The organism is Algoriphagus terrigena DSM 22685, from assembly GCF_000429445.1.
Classification (GTDB): domain Bacteria; phylum Bacteroidota; class Bacteroidia; order Cytophagales; family Cyclobacteriaceae; genus Algoriphagus; species Algoriphagus terrigena.
In genome coordinates, this window is sequence record NZ_AUBW01000013.1 from 40,076 (window position 1) to 57,506 (window position 17,431).

Here is a 17,431-nt window from a genome sequence, read left to right on the forward strand (position 1 = left end):
TGGATAGTTTTTGGAAAAGGTTTATCAGACAAAGAACCTCCGCCTCAACTACCGCTACCGGGATGCGCATAATTATAAGGAATTTGGGAGTGTGGTGTTTGCCAATCCTACCGGAATGTCCGTCGAAACGGCCACTGCCCTACTCCGGGGAAAGCTGATCTCGGAGGAGTCCCGTTCGGGTCAATGAAAAAGAGATCGGTTCCATTTCAGTCCCACCCTGCAGGCTGGCTGCTCGCTAAAACAGCCCACCGGGCTGTTTCTTCACGCTCACCCCTCACGACTCCATACCAGGCCCTATGATCCGGCCGTGGATCATGAGTGGCATGATTTTGAGGAGTTTGAGTTGACTGATGATCCGGCTACGGAGGGTCGGGAGATTGGAGAGTTTTTGGAGTTTTTGGAAGGGACAGTGGAAGGGTTGGAAGTTTTTCATATATCCCAATCCCATTTTGATTTCTGATTTTGATAGGTCCAGGGAAGCTGCGCCAGCCACAAAAAAGCCCTTCCAAAACAAGTCTGGAAGGGCTGAAAGTTGATCCAAAAATAACTTCTAACAAACGGAAGGAGCATCCGACTCGTACTTTCTGGACTACCCATTCTTTACTACTACTATTCCCCGGCTTAATACCCATAAGAACTCTCCCGGTTTCGTGGAACCTAGCTTTCATTGTTCCTGCTACGCACGCAACGAAAACTTAGTTGTTAGCTGCCGTTTTTATATCAACGGTCGGTCGTCTTTTGCACATCCCAACGTCTGTCCGATTCATTCCAATAAATCATGTAATAATTACTTTTACTTAAAGTATAAATGACGGTTTGGTTTCCAGTTTTAACCTTTATAACTGGATTTGCATGAAAGTTAGGGCTTAGCCAAGTTTCACCTTTAGGAATTGTAATTTTTTCCAGCGGCCTCCCAGTTTCACCTAATTCTATGTTTATTACACTGGATGAACTATTATAAATGCCGACACGATTTGCAATTATTCGTTCGCCTGTAGCACATGAAACTAATAGCAATGAAAGGACGGCAATTTTAATTATTTTCTTCATCAGCTGGCTTATTTTTATTGACTTGGCTATCAAAATTCTCAAGTGGGTGTCCATTTACTTTTGCAGGCGCATTTCCGTTAGACTGTATGCGACCTAGTAGATACCCTGCTATAGTACCTAGTAAACCTACCGCAGGGGCAATCTGGTCGTTACTATACCCCGCCGTTATTAGGAACAAAGTACTTATTATTATAAGGGTTATAATAATAAACTTTATGGTATCGCTTGCATTTATCTTTTTAATTTTAATTAAAAAGAACTCAAAAAGAATAACCAATATACCAAATCCTAAAACAAGTAGCGATAAATAAAACTCATAACTGCTCATGGGAAGGATTTGTGAAACTCCATTTCCTTCTGATGGTGGTGGTGGATTATTTTGTCCAAAACTATGAATAGCTACAATTAATAAGCTTAGAGCTAAGGACATTCTAAAGATTAATTTCTTTTTCATAAATAAGAAGTTTAAATAAAATGGAAGTCAACCTGTCAATCAAAACCCATTTTCTAGTGTTTACTATTCGCTTTTAGATCACTAATCGCCATAAGTCTTGGAGTTTCACGGCGATTACTATTTTGATTATTCGAGTCCGGTTTTTCCATTTCGATGATTCTCTACTCCCCTTCACGGTCCAGTTCCTCTTATCTCTAACTAAGGCCCCGTCTGATCATATCAGCAGGCAATACGGTGGTGTTTGGCTCCGTCTTGTTGACGAAAACCTTACTCTCCAACTGCACCGAAGCGGAAGCAAGTAAAAGAACAGAAATCAGAAGAAACCGGAATGCAAGGATCATCGAGTGGATAGACGGGTCGCAAAGCGGTGGCAGAGAAGTTGGCAGGGACTAAAAAAGGGATTTTTTGGGGTGAAAGTGAGTAAGTCATCCGTCGTCTTGTCAAAAAAAGGCAGGGAACTCAAAGCCTTCTGACCAAACCTAAAAAACGTGTAAAGACGTTTAGAGGTCTATCTGACGGAGTAAGTCAAAACACTTTTGAATTATATCTTTAGCTCTTTACATCCATGTATCGAATAATCTGGAAATCAGTTAGCCATCCAACTAGATCACTATTTAAGCCAACAACAAAAACATCCTTATAACCATTAGTTTTCATGAGCTTTCTTGCGGTGTCCACGGAATCATTCTCCGAAATTGTTCCAAACTGTGCTATTGTCGGATACTTCTTTAAGAATGCCGCGAAATCAGTCAGTGGTGTAGTAGGGTTTTTTGCCAGCTCCTCTGTTAAGATACTTTTATGCACTACATATTGAACCTTGGTTCCTTTGAGAATTGGAAGTCTAGACTTATTAATTGTATCTAAGAACTGCAACAGTTGCTTACAGTCAGCCTTGGCGATTCTAGGATCGGTTTCGGGTAGACTTACCATAGTATATTTATCAATCATAATTTGTCGGGCTGGGAGGTCCGCCAACACTTCAGGAGAAAGTTTGTTTATAATCTGTTCATATTTTTTTGACGCTGATTCAAAACTCTCCCGACCAAAGTAGAACACCAAAACTGTTCCGACCCAGGTACTAAAAAGCGGGAGCAGTGCACTAAATAACCTTTCACCGGTTTCATCTCTATTAGGAGAAAGGTAAATATAAATTATAGAAATCAAAATAATTCCTGAAATTGAAAAACCAATTAAGGCATGTGCTAAGTTATCTCTTTTATTAGTTTCCATGATTTTATGATTAAATTTCAAAGTTTTGAGTTTCCATAATCCTTAACAGGTAAGATTCGCTGTGGTCTGTGACAAGTTCGGCCCACAGCGGAAGATGATCAGACATTTGAAATGTCTTCCATTCACAATTATAGTAATCATTTAACGTTTGATCATTTTTCAATTTATTCTGAATACTCAAGATTGTATTTTTCAGTTTTTTAATAAGATCGAAGTTTTTCTCAGTTTTTAACTCTTCATTTTTGAGATCAAGCTCTGCATCCATCTCTCGTCTTTCAAGAGTTCTTATAAGGCTAGGCTTAAAAAAATCAAAATCATCATTTCTGAAAACTTGCTTAAAATAATCGTAACATCCTGCGCTTTTTTCTGATTCTACAAGCTTAAAGAATTGACTTAATTTAGAATACACTGCGATTTGATCATAAAACTTATCTCGGAACATATTCGTGCCCTTAGCCATCTCGTAAATAGTCTTTGGAATCGTGAAGCCATTTTTCAGTAAGACCTCCATAGTTTCGTGCTCCTTGTTTATAATATTAAAGTCGCCAAGTAATATAACATTTTCAAGGTCATTGTCGGCACGTTTTCTCAAGAAGGCGGAAAGACTATTTATCTCATCAATTCTTCGGTTTAATGCTTGACCACTATTACTGCCAAAAAAAATATGGGCTGTACACAAACTGAACTTTGACCACCCGGATTGGAACGAAACCATAAATGGTGTTCTTGCAAACTGAGTACCCTTTAATATAGAATTATTCTGAGGCAAGACAATTTCGCCCGCAACTTTTTTAAAAGTAACCCTTCGTACATCATATATGAAGGCCATGCGTTCCATATTTCCACCGTGTCCCTCCGTAACGTCAGTACATATGTAGTCCCAGTCTTGGCCTAGTATATACATAAGTTTACTAAGACCCGACATATCCTTATTTACTTCTTGCACTGCAACAAGGTCAAATGAAGAAATTATTTCGGCTATATAGTAGAATGATTCTTGGAGACGATAGCCATGCCCATATTTATTCGAATTAAAATCTCGGATATTCCATGTTGCGATAAGAAGGTTACCATTAGTTTGCTTTTCAGGAACTTTACTTGACAAATCCTTCTTAAGATCGATGAGTTGTTTGGCAACTACCTTCCTTTTGTTCGCGTCGAAATCATTTTTTAAACCATAGTATCTCATAAACAAGATATTTAAAATGACAAGTATTTTAAAAACGAACTGTCGCAAATACTATTGAACTGTTATTATACCAGTTGGAAATATCCTCTTAATTACATCTCGTAGCTTTGATGGCGATATTTCCGATATTAACGCAACAGAAGCCCGTCATCAGAATAACTGGGTTTATTACAGTTATTGAAAAACTTCTGAACTCATTTCTAACAAACTAATTATAAATAATAGATACATCCTTTTTTAAGGTACTATCAGCGGAGATTGGCACATCTACTGTAACTTTTACTTTGCCGGGAATTTGTGTTCTATTAAGCACCTTAAACGTTGCTTTCTGATTGACTATTTTCACAAACTGTGGATGGTCCAACAGAATCCCGTCGTCAGAGGTTGTGGAGATTTCCATGTATTGATTTTCCGACATTGTCCCCTCACCGGCAAAGGCATTGACGGTGAATTCCACTTCCTCTGTTTTTAGTACAGAAGTATTTTGAGGACTTATCTGGAAATTGGTCGGATACGCAGTTCCAAATGTAAACTCCAGAACACTTGAGATTTTCCCAGATGTCGCCGAAACCAAAACGTTTTTATTTGGGATATCTAATGTGTTAAGCTGGATTATTAATTCGCGATCATCTGGTGTCAGGGTAATTGTATTCTGGGATGTGGTGGAAAATGCTTGACCAACCGTGGTGAAAACGCCTGATGTGGTTGAAAAAACAATTTCTTCCGTACCATCAGATTTGGATTCAAGCAATACCTTGATTAAGCATATAGAATTGCTATCAGCAAGTAATGTTTGTTTTCCAGATAGCGTATTAAAATTTGCGTCAACGGCAAATAAGCTAATCATGTCCTTTGATGGAACCACCAAAGTTGGATCCCTCAGCTCAGTTACCTCGCATCCAAAAAAAAGGAAAACTACGATAAATATGATTTGATTTTTCATGAAAATAGTGTGGTTTATAAAAGTTCAACTCGGCGAGTTCCGGTTATCCCAGGGCTGGTTTTATAGTAGGCCTTTATCATAACTAAACCTTTTTTACCTTCAAGAGTCGTTGATGTAGAGTTTTCCTTGTCAATAACAGTACTTTCTATTTTCCGTAAACCTTTCGCAAACCTAATGCGGGAACTTTCTGCAATTTCATAAACGACAGTACCATCGTCTTCCGTAAAGTTCGATTTTAATACCAGAATCTCACTAGTTCTGGCTTGATTGGGATCGATGTGAAAATCAATAAGAGGCATATAGCTATTGTTTTTGGATAAGATAATTGAAAAGATTAAAATCAAAACTTAACGAAACGTAGGGCCGTATCTTAGGATCCTTTTGACTATCGGCAGTCGACTCCTGAATAAACGATATCATGCCAGCCCCGATGTTGATATGTTTGAACGGTTCCCAGTTCAGACCGATCACGGGCTTTAGTCCCAACCGAGTATTTTCAAGCTGATTGCCTTTATATTGCATGTCGGATGTTGTCGAGATACCAACCATGAGAGAGATTCGTGACCAATAGGAATGGTATGCTTCCTTATTGGGAAGACGATTATCAAACCCGTCGAAACGGATGTTGATACCAAAAAAACGAACCCATTCAATCGTGTTTTTATCCAAATGAACTATGCCGATGCCATAGGTGGTACTGACCATAATCCCATCTATGTCAGTATCTCCGGTACTGACTTTATAAGTTACATTTCCGACCTGAGTGTAAAGATTTTTAATTTTGGTAAATATCTCTTCGATATCTTCATATGTTTTTATATTCGTGGTTGTAATGGTAATGTCCCTACCCTTAACACTCGTTAGAGTTTTGTAATGCGTAACAATAAGATCATTCTCAGCAGTAGTGTAGCCTGCCTGAATGAGGGCGTTTCTCAGTTCTAAGCTTTTCTCTGGTAGTTCGATAAGACGAAGGATTTCATTGTAGTGTGCGTCAGTAATACTTCTTGAATCAACTATTTCAGCGATATCATTTCGTCGGGCTTTAGCCGTTGTAGCATTTTCTTCCAAGTTTGATTTCTCAATATAATATTTCCGAATAAGGGAAGATAATATCATGATCGTTTGCTCATCAAGTCCAAAACCTTTTTTTGGAGCAAGGCTTTTGTTGGTCGGATCCAAACTATAAACATTGGCAAAAAAATCGGTTTCGATCTTCTTTATCGTCTCTGCAACACGTTGATCAATTTCGTCGACTTCATAATAGCCCAAACTGTCCAACCTTTGATTAAACTCGCTAATCAATGGGTTTAGCAGTTCGTCGATGGGAGCAGCTAATTTATTCTGCTTGTAAATAGAAAAAGCGAACTGATAGCTTTCCCCCATTTTAAGTTTCGCTGGAAGTGTAAAGCTGAAATCAACATCAGCATCTGAGGTACGAATCCACATGCCGTCAAAAAATGGCAGAGCGCTTACAGTTTTCTCGAGCTCAACGATTTCGGCCTTCAACAAGATATTTTTGTTTTCTATTTCCTCGTGTGACGCATTTTGCTTTTCAATTTCATCATTTGTGGCTTTTCTAAGTTCATCTAGTTCCAGATCACTTGGAATAGTACCAGCCTGTTCAAATTTCATTGCCAAATCGCTCAGTTTGTTTTTTGTAAGTCCATCCTTCAGGATAGTGATGTTGTTCGCAGCGATTTTTGGTAGGACTTCATTGCTCAGAAAATCCAGCTGAGCTTTAATTGCAACAAGATCTTCACTCAATTTGCGCGCTTGTTCTTTTTTTACAAGCAAGTCCTTCTCCTCGTCAGAGGTGACCTTATTTACCACCAAACGTATTGCATCGACATTTTCTCCGTCCTTCGTCGGTATACCTGTGATCGTTATGGCGTGGACATAGGGTATTTTTTCAATATTGAATTTTCCCTCTGTGAGATTAAATATCACTGATTCATTTTGCGCTGTAGCGTCAAAATATTGAAGAGATAGAAAGAAAAGCAGTAGTATTTTGGCAATTGAAGATAGGCTTACGTTTTTCATCTCGATGCAGAATTAATTTTTTTTCTCGGCGATAAGAATTTGTTGTTTTAGGAGTTTTGAAACAAACAGGAACTGCGCCTTATCTATCAGAAATCTATCAACTCAACACGCTGAAAACCAGACGAAACAAGGAGACGGTGAGGCTCAGGCAGAAGCTGGCGGAAATCAGCAGGTTTTTGGGGGATTGATTAAAAATTCGGCTGACCTAGGCGCGCGGGGATCGCGGTAACAATAGCAATCCAACCACAAAAAATCCGTATTGGATGATATTAATTATGTTTCTCGTATACCAGATCCTGTCAATAATCTGAGAATAGAGGAGCGCATCGATGAAAAAGGTGCCGAAGGAGTACAGAAATATTCCAGCCAATATCCAAAACCAGGGATAGGACAGTATATCATCGCGCTGTTCCGCCATACGCAAGAGCGAGAACCCCAGGATGAATGAGATCACAATGAGAATAAACATTTGGATGATAGAAGAATAAAGGATGTTCCCTTCAAAAAAATCAAAATAGAATTTGGTTAGAAAGAGAAGTATAAAAACAACTCCTATGCTATTTCTAATACGGGTTCGAATTCCAAGTTCAAAATTGAAACTGGCGATCCAAAGAAAAAAAAATGCCTCGTAGACAAGATAAAAGGCCAACAAGTACCCGTGTATTTTCCAAATCTCATTTGCCTTATAGGAAGCAAAACCGATTCCGTCTACCACCGCTCCAAATAGAAGAAACAGAAAAAACAGACGAAGTTTTAAATCGCCTGTTCGGAGTTTTGTTCCGGCAATAGCCAATGGAACCAGTATCGAAAAAGATGAAATCTCTTGTATACTCACCCTATAATATTCAAAGTTGTTAAGCAATCTGTTCGGTATACGGCGGCGGCGGCGGCGGCCAAGAGTTTTGTAAAAGCTGAGCCCTCTTTGTGTCAGGTTCATCGGCAGATAGGATATTCCTACCAGCTTGGTCCACACCAACGAATATAACTCGAATTCTATTCGACTCTTGGTGAGTCGCGCTATTGTCATACCCAAAATAATATCTCACCCCGTGGACATTTCTGTTGGCAAAAAAAGCATCCATATCTTGATTAACCCTGTTTTCAAAAAAGCTACAGGGAAAAACATTGTACTTCTTCTTTGCATTATCTAGAGGCAACAGATTCGTGAATTGATTCACTTGGCTTCGAGTTATTTCCTTATCTACAACTGGATTGTGAACATCCACTAACAACATTTCTTTTATAGATTCTAAGTCATGATTACGTCTATAAACAAACGTATTTTCCGGACAAGTCAACTTTTCCGTCTTTGGTGAACTGGGCACTTTTGCCACTTCGTATTCACCATCCTCAAAGGCCATAAATAACTTAGGAAAGGCCGTATCTCCCGTAAGATTGCGGCAGTACCAACCCATGCATCCTTTAAATAAAAGATAATGTTTTTCTATTGCACTTCTTGAAACAGTGCCTCCAATTGCTTCAGAGATTGCCAATTCCTTTAATGCCGGCTCTTTCAGAAACGCCAAAATAAGATTAGCTGCATCATTCAAGGAAATCTTGTAGGTATCTTCCAGAATTGATTGAGTTTCGTCTATCATTATTTCTCTATTGTTTAAGTTGAAAATTTAAATCCACCAAATTCTTTCCCCCCGTCCCCGATTACGCTGGTCAGTAGATACTGGGCCTCGCGGGGGGAGGAGACGCTGATCGAGTACGCACTGCCCGGTGTACCTTTGATCACCCAGTGCAGCAAGTAGCATTCACCTTCGCTCAGGTCAAGTTCTTTTGCAGAACTTCCGGTGGAAATCAGGGTCTCATCTAAGAAAAGCCATATCTCCCCTTTCATAGCAAATGTGGATGTCACTAACTTAATCATCGCTCAAAATCATGATCTAAACTCGGCTCAAGCTGCCCGCATTCCTATCGTCCCTAAGAATCCGGCGTCCTCCGGTTAGATTTTGGCAGTACTCCACATTTCTTTAATGCATCGACTTTAAAAACCCCTCCTTTCTCCTTCTGGAAACATCCAGGAAAGACCCATCGGTCAACTTCACCTGACCTCCCTCGCCTTTGATGTATTCGGACAGGTAATCCAGATTGATAAAATGCGAATTGTGGATGCGGTAAAACCGATAGCCTTCCAGCATTTCCTCACAATCCTTGAGCGTGCGTGAGACGATGACCTGCCGCTTGTCTTTGAGGAAAAATGTGGTGTAGGTGTTGTCAGATTCACAGCGTACAATGTCATGCACATCGACGAAGATGTATCCAGTAAAACTGGGAAGGGCGACTTTTGCTTTTTCGGGGGGCTTGTTCAGGTTTTCCAGCAGGTGTTGGAGATGGGCGAATCCGGTGCTTTTCTTTGATTTGAACCGCTCCAAAGCCGCCGCAAACTCCACGGGATCAATGGGCTTGACCAGGTAATCCACCGCCGCCATCCGAAAGGCCCTCACGGCATACTCTTCATAGGAGGTGGTAAAGATCAGTTCGAAGTCTATGCGGGTTCGGGAGGCGAGCCACTCAAAGGAGGTTCCGCTCTGGAGCATGACATCACAGAGCGCCAAGTCCGGCTTGACACTGTCGATCAGTAGCTCCGCCTCCTGTGCAGAGGCTGCTATTCCCGCGAGTTCGAATTCAGGATATTCATTCAGCAGCCGGATCATGTTTTCCTGTGCATGCTTTTCGTCCTCAATCAAAACAGTCTTGTATCCCATCTTATTAATCTTCAAAGGGTATGAGTAGGCGAACTTCGCTTCCCCTGTCATTCGCAGGGTTCTTATGGATGGAAAATTCGGCTTTGGTTTTATTCAGTTCATTGTAGAAGTCAAACCGCTCTTTCATCAGCTGGATGCCCATGGATGTCTTTTTCACCTTGTGGGCCAGGTCAAAGCTGGATTTCTCGGTCTTTTCTTTGCCATCGTCTGTGATCAGACAGCACAGATGATCCGGGTCATGGATGGCAAATGAGATGGACAGCTGGCCTCCTTCGGCGAGTCCGTGCCAGACGGCGTTTTCCAAAAAGGGCTGGATAAACATTGGTGGAATTTGGATCTCCTTTCCCAAAAGGCTGTCCTCCAGCGTGAAGTGGAAATCAAATGCGCCGTTCACCCGCATCCGCTCGAGTTCCAGGTAGATCTTGCAGTTCTCCATCTCCTCCTGCAGGTCGACCATCTTTCTCGAGGAGCTTTCGAGGACGTAGCGGACGAGTTGGGAAAATTTAATCAGGTAGGTTCCGGCGAGGTAAGAGTCTTGGGTTTGGATGTAGTGATGGATGGAGTTGAGGCAGTTGAAGATAAAGTGCGGGTTGATCTGAGCTTTCAGGGCTTTGAGTTCCCCCTGGACGACACTGAGCTTCAACTGGGTTTCCCGCTGCTTGAAAGCTGTCTCGCGTTTTGACCGGTAGATCACAAAGACGATAAAGGAGAAAGCCAAGACGACGGGCAAAAGGGCAAAGAGTACGGCGGTTCGAATCTGGCTGTCCATGGACTGTTCCGGACTTGTTGCTGCGAGGACTTGAGTCTGTCCCTGAAGAAGATTCAAAAAATGAAAAATGTAGCCCAAGATTCAGAAAGGTTTGTTTCAATAGCATTTTAAGTTACAACAAAACATCCGAATCACCTACAATCCTCTCCGCAATAAAAAAATAGCTAGTCGTGGGAGAGTAATGTTTCGACTCCGCTCAACACAAGAGTTTAAAGGGAAGAATTAAAATGTGGGATGATCGATGCTGGATGACCGATGTGTTTGTTGTCACGTTGTCTACTTCGCGTTGTCAGGTTGTCGGAGACGTCATCACGAGGAGCAATACGGCATCTATCATTTTTACGAAAAAAAGCCTGCGACGAAGTGATCTTATTCCAGTTGTCGGGTTGTCTGCTGAAGCTGTTGTCATGTTGCCTACTTCGCGTTGTCGGGTGCGGAAAAAGCGCCGTAGGTGCGGAATTTTTGTAGCCTGGGGTTTTAACCCTAGGTAAATGCAGGTGTCCGCGACCCGCCTCGGCGCAGGGATATCTTGAGGAATGGGAGGTCAATGCCGAGGAGGAGTTGTATTTTATTCGGATTAAAAATCCTATGATAGGATCTCGGAATTGCAAATTCCGACGAGCCACTTGATGCCGAGGAACGGAGAAGGCGGGTTGAAGATACCTATCCAGCTTTGAAGCAGGTCAAGGCTTGAGTGAGGCCTTAGGAAATTCCAAGGTCATTTTCTTCGTCACTTTTTGACGCAAAAAGTAACCAAAAACTTCGGGCCCCAGTCTTTACTTCCAATCGGTGGTGTTTTCTGATCCATCCTTTATTCCGTTTCGATTGGATTTTTGGTCCTGCTCCAAACCTAAAAACAGGTGGATCTCCTTCGTAACCTCAGGAGCTAACCTGTTTTTTTACGGTTTTCCGCAGACCCAAAAACCGTAAATACTGAAGGGCCCTACTTTCGCCGAATGTGCCTGGTACTTTTTTTTATTGGCTATAGGTCTGATATGGCTTAGGGACCACAACAAAGCGTGCCATCTTTGGTACCTTTGTCGGTCAGTACTGTTTTCTATGAAATACCTTCTCCGACTAGTCCCGATTATCCTTTGCATCGGCTTCTTTTTCTCTTTGCCTGCACGTGCCCAGGAGAAATTGTCTTATCACCATCTTGTGCTTCAGACCGGCGACCTATTGTTTGTCGGAGCCAAAGCAGACCAGCTCTCCGGGGCGATCAACCGGGTGACCCAGCGTGAGGAGGATGCGTCGTTTGACCATGTTGGGATCCTGGAGGTGTCTGAGTCCGGAATCTATCTCCTCCATGCAAGCCCTGAGAAGGGATCGGTCCGTGAGCCGCTGGATAGCCTCGTGAACCGGGCGACGGCCAAAGACAAGCAGCTCGCCGTCTATCGGCTCACCGGGGAGGCCCAAGCCTCCATTCCTGAAGCAATCCGCACCGCCGGGACCCTGCTGGGCAAGCCGTACAATTGGACTTATGTGCTGAATGATTCTTCGCTTTATTGCTCGGATTTTGTGGAGCGGGCATTTCGGGATGCTGCGCTTTTCAAGTTGGAGCCGATGACTTTCAAAGATCCCAAGACAGGCCAGACCGACACCTATTGGGCTGAATTTTATAGAAAGCTTGGCATGGAAGTCCCGGAAGGACAGCCGGGCTGCAATCCCAATGGATTGGCGGCAAGTGAGCACCTGAGGAAGGTGGGATACCTTGATCTTAATTATTTGAGATAAATTTTCACTGCTGTGGTTTGGCTGCTAGAAGCGTTATGACGTGGGTGCTTAATCAGGTTCTTCCGTGAAATAAAGTTCCTGTTCTTCTTCAATAGAAACCCCGAATTGACGTCCGCACCGTTCATTGGGACATTGATGTATCTGTGTTCTACTGTTGGTATGACTAAAGTCTGCAAGAATATCTGTCCTCAAGCCACAGGAGGGGCATGTTTGAGGCTGGTCAGAAGCGAGGAATTGGTGATCGTATAATGAGGTTTGCATAAGTGACAAAATTAAGAACCATGGCGAGATTGAGGCCTTAGGAACCTCAAAGGCAATTTTTTTGTCACTTTTTGTGGGGCAAAAAGTAACCCTGAAAGAGCATTTCCCTATTCATTTCCACGCCGCAGGCTGGCCCCTTGCTAAAACAGTCCACCGGACTGTTTCTTAACGCTCGGTCCCCCTTCGGGCCCCAGTCTTTACTTCCAATCGGTGGTGTTATCTGATCCATCCTTTATTCCGTTTCGATTGGATTTTTGGTCCTGCTCCAAACCCTAAACCCGCATTATGCATTAGCAATTCTATTACGGCCAGTAATTGCTTCAAAATCAGTCACTACGTTGCTATTTTCGACTTCATCATAGCGGTGCTATGATGAAGTCTCCAAACAGCCTGATTTTATTGCAATTACTGCCCTCACTACGAAACCTAATGCAAAATACGGGTTAAACAGGTGGATCTCGCCTCCCTGCAACCTGGCCCAAACCTAAAACAGCCCACCGGGCTGTTTATTAACGGTTTGTCCGCACTCGCGAGCTAACCTGTTTTTTTACGGTTTTCCGCAGACCCAAAAACTGTAAATCCTGAAGGGCCCTACTCTAGCCGGACGCGTAGTGCATTAAATGGAGCTTTTTATACGACTTCCACGGCTGGATTGAGGCCTCAACTTTTATTTTTTTGTTTTGGTTTTGGCTGCTAGAAGCGTTATGACGTGGGTGGTTTGTGAACGCTGAGGCAGGTCATCCGTCCTGTAGGTTTGACAACTCGGAAAAACCATTGAAATGGTTTTTTGAGATAAGTTTCACTACCATAAACCACGGTTTAAACCGTAGGCTATGGACAGCAAAGCAATCCTTCAATTGATCTAGAACTACCAAGACTTAGAGCTTCTTGCTTGCAATCCATTGGTCTATTTGGCTTTCTAATAGAAAAATGGGCATGGAGCCATTCTTTAACACCTGATCGTGAAAATCCCGAATATCAAATTTTTCTCCCAGTTCCTGTTTGGCTTTCTCCCGTAGTGCAATAATTTTCAATTCGCCCATCTTATAGCTTACGGCCTGTCCGGGGGTGACCATGTATCGCTCTATCCGCTGAATAGCTTCTTCCTCCGAAACCGGCTGATTCTCCAACACATAGGCAATCGCCTCTTCGCGAGTCCAGCCTTTGTGGTGAATCCCCGCATCTACCACCAAGCGAACGGCACGCTCGATTTCGTTATTTAGCCTTCCCATGTATTGATAGGGATCTGTGTACATCCCCAGCTCAGTTCCCAGGCTTTCGGCATACAAAGCCCACCCCTCACCAAATGCACTCAAAAAATATCCTTTTCTAAACTCAGGGATATCAGCCTCCTGTTGGATGGCAACCTGGTAATGATGGCCTGGGATGGCCTCATGGATATATAGGCCTTCCATCGAAAAATAATTGTAAGTCAATGGATCGCGGATCACTTCATAAAAGATACCCGGCCGCTTCCCATCGCGGGATGGTGCCATGTATTGGGCATTGGCCCCCGCTTCCCTGAATTTTTCTGTCGCCCGCACTTCAAAGGAAGCTTTGGGACGCAGATTAAACAGGCGGTTTAGCTGTGGCTCCATCAGAGACTCATAGCTCCTGAATTTATTTAAAACCTCTTCCTCTGTTTTAAATGGGAAAAATTTGGGATCTGTTTTGATATGGGAAAAGAATGCCGCCAAGTCCCCCTTAAAACCAGTAGCTACTCTGATGGAATCCATTTCTTGACGAATCCGGGCAACTTCCCTAAGGCCCAGGTCAAAGATTCCATTTCCTGAAATTTCCACCGTGGTATAATACCTTAACCAAAAAGCATATTCCACGGCTCCATTGGTTCTGTCCAGCAAACCGGAGGTATTCCGGGTGTTTGGGATATACGTGTCTGTTATAAATTCATTTAGCTTTTTATAGGCGGGTTTAATCTGAGTTTCTATTGCCTGGGTATAATCCGAAATAAGCTGGGCTTTGGCTATACTGTCCATATCTTCCGGCAATTGGTTCAATGGCTTGTAGAAAATATGGTTTTCGACGGCTTCTTCTGCTAAGGGACTTAGTTGGGCGGGTACCTTTTCCATACTTGCCCTGGGATTGGTAAACTTTAATTCCAGTCCGCTTTGCATATTGCTAATCGCCTGATCAATCCACTGGGGAAATGCTTCCATTCGGCTGATAAAGTTTCTATAATCTTTTTCATCCTTGAAAGGAACAGAACCTGCCCCTGAGGCCAAAACGGCAAATCGTTGAGGGAAACTAAATACAAATTGATCTACGGGAGTATAGAAGCCATATTGATTGGTAAGCTGCTCATTTCTTATTTTCAACTGATACGTGAGCAGATCTACGCTCAGTCTTTCCGAATCGGTGAGCAGTTCCAGATTTACCGTTTTGAGGGTATCGAGGTAGCGATTATTCAAGTCAATCACTTTCAGGATGTGATCTTTGCCGATATCCACCGGGAGTTGATCGTTGTATTGATGGATATTGTTTTGGGTGGCCAAAAGTGGATTCAAGGCATAATTTTCCTGCGCAAAATTTTCAAAAATGCCGTCGAGGTCTACCTTGGTTTCCTCTTTGGCTGGGGTACATCCCAAACCAAGATAGATAAGTGCAGATACTAGGATTAGTCTCTTCATATTTTAAAAAAGGCGTGTGATCAGAACCCTTACTAATATAAGTTTTATTAACCCAGCTTCTTGCTATAGAATAGGTCAGAACTTGACTTTAAACATACTATCGGGTAAAGAGGAAGGTATGTTTACCGGGAAGGCAATAGCCGGAATTTTTACAAGGAACGCACGCCCCGAAGGGACTTTTTGGTCGGGAGTCTGTTACGGCACAATTCAAGATGGAGTTGGCGACCGTCCTAATCTTATTACTCTCTGATCAAATCCCAAACGACACGTCTCAGGCTGGGCACCACCGTCTCTTCAAACCAGGGATTTCTCCTCATCCACAGTCTATTTCGCGGAGAGGGATGAACTAGGGGAAAAAACTTGGGTAAGTAATCCTGATAGTTCTTAACCGTCTCAGTGAGGGTGACCCGACGACCAAGTCTCAAATAATAGGCCTGTGCATAGCTTCCAATCAACAGGGTAAGTTGAAGATTCGGCATGTGCTGCATCAAGGGCTCGTGCCAGGTGGGTGCACATTCCGGCATTGGCGGAAGGTCTCCTCCCTTTCCCCTGCCTGGATAGCAAAAACCCATAGGCATGATTCCAAAGATCCGGGGATTGTAGAAGGTCTCTTTATCCACTCCCAACCAGCGTCTGAGTTCATCCCCGCTCGGGTCATTCCAGGGAACGCCAGTCGCGTGGACTTTGGTGCCGGGTGCTTGGCCCACGATGAGGATTCTACTTTCCTGATGTATAGAAAATACGGGCCTTGGCCCTAAGGGGAGCTTCTTTTCGCAAACCCTGCACTGCGCTACCCTTTGCACCAATGTTTCACAACTTTCGGGCATGGCGTGACTATCAAAATTTTGTTTCCGTTTGGTCAAAAAGAAAAGAACGATAAATCCGGGTCGGTGGATAATTCTTTTGCCCCAAAGGTGACAATCCCTCCGCAGTGGGTGAAGAGCCTAAAACTGTCCTAGCACTTTCAATTGACCTTACTACAGAAAGCTTTGAGTAATCGTGGCAGACTCTATGGCTTGTGTTTTGGGGATTTCGACGAATTTACCCCTCATTTGCTCATCATAGGAATGGCTGTGGGTGATAGTATGAATGGTTTGCAGCTTAAACTTGCCCAGATCCTGCAATTTGGGGTTGAGGGCTATCAACTCATCTGGCAGACCAAGCTTCAGTGAACCCTCAGTGCCAATGACTACCCAGCGAAGGGATTTGAACGGCTCGCCCGTCACCGGATCTGACTGATCCCATACCGCTGTCCAGTTGGTGATGCCCGCCGGCTTTGTAAAGCGGAAATCTGACAGCGTCTGGCTTTGGACTTGAACTGTGTGTTCGACAGGCAGAGTGATGGAAGCCGGAACAGGACCGAATCGTCGGTAACTAAAATTGGTTTTGGAATTAAGTGAACGCTTGCCGCTGATGGTAATATCGTAGTATTCAATACCGTTTAAAAAACCCAGTTCGTGGTCCAACAGCGGATCAAAACCATTTCCGATACGATTGCTATTGACGATGTAACCAGACTTGAACACCCCATTAACTTGCCGAACCGCTACAGACGTAAAATAGAACTGGCTGAAGTCGCTTTTCTTAAACTTGAATACTTTGTCAAAGGCGCTCAAGTCGGAAAACCTATAGGACAGCTTGGTGTCCGGCCCGGTGACCTTCAGCATCTTATAGCGAGTCTCTCCTGTTTGCTTTCTGACAACCAACAGATAGTCATCTATTCCTTCAAACCTGTTCATGGTCATCTCCAGGCGGTTTTCGAATTGATTGGCACTGAAATTTTGGCCGCCTACACTGCTCGTCAAGTAAGCTGCATAGGGCTGTTCGCTCTCTAGAACGTCTACTTGGAACGTACCGGAGAAAGCGGGATCTGGGATTAGAGATGGAAATAAGCCCAAGGTCATGTCTTCAGCTACAGCCAGATCGCTGTAGGTCTCGAGGAGATCCATTTGAAAACCGTTGTATTCACCACGCCTGTAGGTGGTGAGGTGATAGCGCTTGGAGTCGTCCAGCTCCAAAGTCATCGTCTCGCCCGGCTCCATTTGCCCATGACCTACCGGATTGCCCTCCAAGTCGTGCACCACTACCCAGTAGACGATGGCCCCGCTAGGGTAACCTGGCGCAACGGTGATGTTGAGCTTTCCGTCCAGTTGGACTGGATTGTCAGGAGTTTCATCTTCCACACAGGAAAAAAACAAAATGCCCAAAGCCAGGCATCCGAGTAGTGGTTTCATCAGGAGTTAATTTTCCGAAAGATTGGTAAAATATTTCAACTAAAACACATTGGGGTTTCCGATATATCAGAAAAAAGACTAAATCTATCACACGAGTGTCCGCCATCTTGCCATGGGAAGAAGGCTGACAGTCGAAAGAGATATGGCTGGTGGATTTTTGCGGCA

At 43.3% G+C, this 17,431-nt stretch carries 17 protein-coding genes; 2 read left to right on the plus strand and 15 right to left on the minus strand.

Features of this window, described 5'->3' with window-relative positions; translation table 11 throughout:
- Positions 1-10: 10 nt before the first annotated feature.
- Positions 11-187 (plus strand): hypothetical protein, encoded by a 177-nt coding sequence (locus G459_RS30410; protein WP_245588180.1) that lies wholly within the window; start codon positions 11-13, stop codon positions 185-187.
- A 533-nt stretch (positions 188-720) separates the two neighbouring features.
- Here G459_RS30410 and G459_RS0112990 read toward each other — a convergent pair.
- From G459_RS0112990 to G459_RS0113055, 12 genes are all read right to left on the minus strand, one after another.
- On the minus strand, positions 721-1,050 hold the full coding sequence (locus tag G459_RS0112990) for a hypothetical protein (RefSeq protein WP_026968045.1): 330 nt from the start codon (positions 1,048-1,050) through the stop codon (positions 721-723).
- Entirely contained in the window at positions 1,034-1,504 is a 471-nt protein-coding gene (locus tag G459_RS0112995; RefSeq protein ID WP_026968046.1) for a hypothetical protein, read from the minus strand. The genes G459_RS0112990 and G459_RS0112995 overlap by 17 nt, the downstream gene beginning before the upstream one ends.
- Positions 1,505-2,053: 549 nt before the next feature.
- Positions 2,054-2,734, minus strand: a complete 681-nt coding sequence (locus tag G459_RS0113005; RefSeq protein WP_026968047.1) for a CBS domain-containing protein — start codon at positions 2,732-2,734, stop codon at positions 2,054-2,056.
- Positions 2,735-2,744: 10 nt separating this feature from the next.
- Positions 2,745-3,923, minus strand: a complete 1,179-nt coding sequence (locus tag G459_RS0113010; protein WP_026968048.1) for an endonuclease/exonuclease/phosphatase family protein — start codon at positions 3,921-3,923, stop codon at positions 2,745-2,747.
- Between the two features lie 208 nt (positions 3,924-4,131).
- Positions 4,132-4,866, minus strand: a complete 735-nt coding sequence (locus G459_RS0113015) for a hypothetical protein (RefSeq protein ID WP_026968049.1) — start codon at positions 4,864-4,866, stop codon at positions 4,132-4,134.
- A 14-nt stretch (positions 4,867-4,880) separates the two neighbouring features.
- The gene (locus G459_RS0113020; protein ID WP_026968050.1) at positions 4,881-5,165 is read right to left on the minus strand and encodes a hypothetical protein; all 285 of its coding nucleotides are present in this window, start codon (positions 5,163-5,165) and stop codon (positions 4,881-4,883) included.
- Positions 5,166-5,169: 4 nt separating this feature from the next.
- Complete coding sequence (locus tag G459_RS0113025) at positions 5,170-6,906, minus strand: hypothetical protein (protein ID WP_026968051.1); 1,737 nt, start codon at positions 6,904-6,906, stop codon at positions 5,170-5,172.
- A gap of 205 nt (positions 6,907-7,111) precedes the next feature.
- Positions 7,112-7,843: a hypothetical protein gene (locus G459_RS0113035; RefSeq protein ID WP_157373330.1), complete on the minus strand. Its 732-nt coding sequence runs from the start codon at positions 7,841-7,843 to the stop codon at positions 7,112-7,114.
- Positions 7,761-8,504 carry a hypothetical protein gene (locus tag G459_RS0113040; RefSeq protein WP_026968053.1) on the minus strand — a complete coding sequence of 248 codons (744 nt, stop codon included), beginning with the start codon at positions 8,502-8,504 and terminating at the stop codon, positions 7,761-7,763. Before G459_RS0113040 ends, G459_RS0113035 begins: the two co-directional genes overlap by 83 nt.
- A 14-nt stretch (positions 8,505-8,518) precedes the next feature.
- The gene (locus G459_RS0113045; RefSeq protein WP_026968054.1) at positions 8,519-8,752 is read right to left on the minus strand and encodes a hypothetical protein; all 234 of its coding nucleotides are present in this window, start codon (positions 8,750-8,752) and stop codon (positions 8,519-8,521) included.
- Positions 8,753-8,885: 133 nt separating this feature from the next.
- Positions 8,886-9,635 carry a LytR/AlgR family response regulator transcription factor gene (locus G459_RS0113050; RefSeq protein WP_169725027.1) on the minus strand — a complete coding sequence of 250 codons (750 nt, stop codon included), beginning with the start codon at positions 9,633-9,635 and terminating at the stop codon, positions 8,886-8,888.
- On the minus strand, positions 9,625-10,467 hold the full coding sequence (locus G459_RS0113055; RefSeq protein WP_026968056.1) for a sensor histidine kinase: 843 nt from the start codon (positions 10,465-10,467) through the stop codon (positions 9,625-9,627). The genes G459_RS0113050 and G459_RS0113055 overlap by 11 nt, the downstream gene beginning before the upstream one ends.
- Positions 10,468-11,448: 981 nt before the next feature.
- Here G459_RS0113055 and G459_RS0113060 point away from each other — a divergent pair.
- Positions 11,449-12,123 carry a YiiX/YebB-like N1pC/P60 family cysteine hydrolase gene (locus G459_RS0113060; RefSeq protein ID WP_026968057.1) on the plus strand — a complete coding sequence of 225 codons (675 nt, stop codon included), beginning with the start codon at positions 11,449-11,451 and terminating at the stop codon, positions 12,121-12,123.
- A 1,139-nt stretch (positions 12,124-13,262) separates the two neighbouring features.
- Here G459_RS0113060 and G459_RS0113065 read toward each other — a convergent pair.
- From G459_RS0113065 to G459_RS0113080, 3 genes are all read right to left on the minus strand, one after another.
- A complete protein-coding gene (locus G459_RS0113065; RefSeq protein ID WP_026968058.1) occupies positions 13,263-15,032 on the minus strand; it encodes a DUF885 domain-containing protein in 1,770 nt (589 codons plus the stop codon).
- 239 nt (positions 15,033-15,271) lie between these two features.
- Complete coding sequence (locus G459_RS0113070) at positions 15,272-15,859, minus strand: uracil-DNA glycosylase family protein (protein ID WP_035455865.1); 588 nt, start codon at positions 15,857-15,859, stop codon at positions 15,272-15,274.
- A 150-nt stretch (positions 15,860-16,009) separates the two neighbouring features.
- Positions 16,010-17,266: a PH domain-containing protein gene (locus tag G459_RS0113080; RefSeq protein WP_026968060.1), complete on the minus strand. Its 1,257-nt coding sequence runs from the start codon at positions 17,264-17,266 to the stop codon at positions 16,010-16,012.
- Positions 17,267-17,431 lie beyond the last annotated feature (165 nt).

Coding starts and splice junctions, on each gene's coding strand:
- G459_RS0112990 (WP_026968045.1), bottom strand. CDS start 1,050: ATGAAGAAAATAATTAAAATTGCCGTCCTTTCATTGCTATTAGTTTCA.
- G459_RS0113045 (WP_026968054.1), bottom strand. CDS start 8,752: ATGAAAGGGGAGATATGGCTTTTCTTAGATGAGACCCTGATTTCCACC.
- G459_RS0113035 (WP_157373330.1), bottom strand. CDS start 7,843: ATGAACCTGACACAAAGAGGGCTCAGCTTTTACAAAACTCTTGGCCGC.
- G459_RS0113040 (WP_026968053.1), bottom strand. CDS start 8,504: ATGATAGACGAAACTCAATCAATTCTGGAAGATACCTACAAGATTTCC.
- G459_RS0113070 (WP_035455865.1), bottom strand. CDS start 15,859: ATGCCCGAAAGTTGTGAAACATTGGTGCAAAGGGTAGCGCAGTGCAGG.
- G459_RS0112995 (WP_026968046.1), bottom strand. CDS start 1,504: ATGAAAAAGAAATTAATCTTTAGAATGTCCTTAGCTCTAAGCTTATTA.
- G459_RS0113065 (WP_026968058.1), bottom strand. CDS start 15,032: ATGAAGAGACTAATCCTAGTATCTGCACTTATCTATCTTGGTTTGGGA.
- G459_RS0113015 (WP_026968049.1), bottom strand. CDS start 4,866: ATGAAAAATCAAATCATATTTATCGTAGTTTTCCTTTTTTTTGGATGC.
- G459_RS0113005 (WP_026968047.1), bottom strand. CDS start 2,734: ATGGAAACTAATAAAAGAGATAACTTAGCACATGCCTTAATTGGTTTT.
- G459_RS0113010 (WP_026968048.1), bottom strand. CDS start 3,923: ATGAGATACTATGGTTTAAAAAATGATTTCGACGCGAACAAAAGGAAG.
- G459_RS0113080 (WP_026968060.1), bottom strand. CDS start 17,266: ATGAAACCACTACTCGGATGCCTGGCTTTGGGCATTTTGTTTTTTTCC.
- G459_RS0113060 (WP_026968057.1), top strand. CDS start 11,449: ATGAAATACCTTCTCCGACTAGTCCCGATTATCCTTTGCATCGGCTTC.
- G459_RS0113025 (WP_026968051.1), bottom strand. CDS start 6,906: ATGAAAAACGTAAGCCTATCTTCAATTGCCAAAATACTACTGCTTTTC.
- G459_RS0113020 (WP_026968050.1), bottom strand. CDS start 5,165: ATGCCTCTTATTGATTTTCACATCGATCCCAATCAAGCCAGAACTAGT.